This is a genomic window from Pseudoalteromonas sp. GW168-MNA-CIBAN-0100 (assembly GCF_040309225.1).
Classification (GTDB): Bacteria; Pseudomonadota; Gammaproteobacteria; order Enterobacterales; family Alteromonadaceae; genus Pseudoalteromonas; species Pseudoalteromonas arctica.
Window position 1 is genome coordinate 1 of sequence record NZ_JBEOOL010000959.1, and the last position, 244, is coordinate 244.

Sequence of the window (244 nt, forward strand, 5' to 3'; positions counted from 1 at the left end):
TGGTGAAACTGACTACGTGAGGAATTTTTCAAATTACCCGGGGGTCGACCAGCCTACATTACTACTGCCAACAGCTGATAAGAAAATAAAAAGCGTGCCGGCTTATAGCCCTTTTTCGCATACCCATATTATTTTTTATGTATGGAGCGGTATTATTCAAACCAAAGGTACTAGGGAGGTTATTTATAAATTTGGCATAAGTCGTTTTGATTGGGCCGATAAGCAAACATATACAGTCGATGAG

Annotated in this window: 1 protein-coding gene; it reads left to right on the top strand. The window is 39.8% G+C overall.

Annotation, left to right across the window (positions count from 1 at the left end; all coding sequences use genetic code 11):
* The coding region (locus AAEY62_RS24185) for a hypothetical protein (RefSeq protein WP_350637009.1) at nt 1-244 on the top strand (244 nt) is incomplete at both ends.